We start from the raw sequence: 1831 nt of genomic DNA, 5'->3' as shown, positions 1-1831 counted from the left end.
TGGATCGAGTCGCCATCCCTGAAAAAACAGAATCAACCCGCACAGTAAATAAACTGAAGCCAGAACACTATCTTGAATTAGATTTTCAACTCGAAAAGGTCTGCGAAGCAATAACCCTAAAGATATAAGTAATAGGCCAAACAGTATTAGTACAATCCCAAGAATGCTGGCTGAGTTGATACCGAAGTTAACCATACTGAATTTTTCAACAATAAATTTTCACGACTATTGTTCTTATAACTCACAAAATTTCCACCGTTCCCTGCTGACCATCAATTCGTACTCGCTGACCATCTTGTAATAACTGAGTGGCGTTGTGGATATCCATCACTGCTGGAATGCCATACTCGCGAGCAACAATTGCACCGTGAGAAAGACGCCCTCCCACTTCTGCAATTAACCCACCCACGCGAGACAGCAGCGCCGCCCACCCAGAATCAGTGTAAGGCACGACTAAAATCGTATCGCGGTCAATATCTGGAATTGCTTGTAGATTGCGAAGAACTTTTACTTTCCCTTCTACTTGCCCTGGACTGGCACCAATGCCTTGCAATCGCTTTTGACTAACTTGCCGGTTGGCGGTGTTGAAATATGTAGAGGGCGGCGCATTACCGTAGACTAAAGGCGACACACTCGCCATCTGACTATCTTGTTCCAGTTGCGATCGCCTTTGTTTCACCAACTGCGGTACTCGGTCGATTAATTGTTGGTCAGATTGTTGAATGATTTGCCTAATTTCATGAAATTCTAAGAAGAAAATATCTCCTGACTGAAATAGCAAACCTGACTGCAACCAGAGATTTTCTAACGCTACAAAATTCCAACGTACTTCCGCCAATAAGCGGCTATAAATATCTGTAACCTTGCCCTTCAAATTGAGCCGTCGCTGCACCAACTCAACCTTCCATCCCTGATTTTCTCTGTCTTCTCTGCGCTTGGAGTGTTCAATTTCCCCGAAAAACTGCGTCAGCAATTCCCGAACCGCATGAGGATCTTCCTTCCAAGTGGGAACTGCGATATCTGTTGCCACATCGCTCAAGTATCCATAGCGGTCAAGCCATCGATCGAACTGTTCTAGAATACTTTGTCCATCTGGCATTTCAGCCAGCAGGGTAAAGAAAGAGGATGAATTTTCAGGGGATGATAGCGAATGAGGAAGTAACTTCCGAGCATCCAGTGCGATATCTTCGAGCGATCGCAATGAAGCAACTTCCGGAGTTTGGCTGTTATCTAATTGTGAATCCTTGGCTTTCAACAGCGCTTGCCGCAACGCAAAGCTCAAGGGAGCGAGAATACTGTAATATGTCGCCCGTTTCAGCACTTCTAGCAAAGTATCTATTCGTTCCAGCAGCGCCGCAGGTTGACTTGTCGAGGCAAGGGCGATCGCGTCTGACTTTTGAGTTGCAGAATCCAATCCCGCGTCTAAAGAAGCAGATCGCCGTTCCAGAATTGGGGTAAATAAACGCCGATCATCCCGCGCAAAATCCTTTTCTAAACTTAATTCGCGCCCTAATAATCGCAGTAACCCCGGCACATTTCGCAGCGTAGAAGCCAGAGGGGGTTTCGAGAACTTAGCACCTCTGGTTAAAAACTCCAAACTTTCTGCTGGTAAACCCATACGACGGAAAGTTTGTCCCAACAAGGTTGCATTAAAGTAGGCGCGAGAGGCGTGCAACGTCGCCATTTCATTAAAATCTAACCCCGCGGCTTCTTTGCCCAAAACTAAAGTAAAAATCTCTCCCCAAACACCGCAAGTCAGAGGACGATTAATCGACCACGTCAGCGGACGAATTAACCCCGGAATCACCTCAGCGGCAATCTTGCGCGTCCA

The 1831-nt window shown here is 46.4% G+C and carries 2 protein-coding genes; both read right to left on the bottom strand.

Annotation, left to right across the window (positions count from 1 at the left end; genetic code table 11):
* On the bottom strand, nucleotides 1-195 hold a 195-nt coding region (locus tag H6F50_RS08205; RefSeq protein ID WP_242028939.1), incomplete at its 3' end, for a Ycf66 family protein.
* 46 nt (nucleotides 196-241) lie between these two features.
* Nucleotides 242-1831 (bottom strand): PEP-utilizing enzyme (locus tag H6F50_RS08200; RefSeq protein WP_242028938.1); only part of this gene is annotated, 1590 nt, incomplete at its 5' end.

The organism is Coleofasciculus sp. FACHB-712, from assembly GCF_014695635.1.
GTDB lineage: Bacteria > Cyanobacteriota > Cyanobacteriia > Cyanobacteriales > FACHB-T130 > FACHB-T130.
Note: the sequence above shows the minus strand (reverse complement) of the source record. Positions and strands in the feature narration are given on the sequence as shown.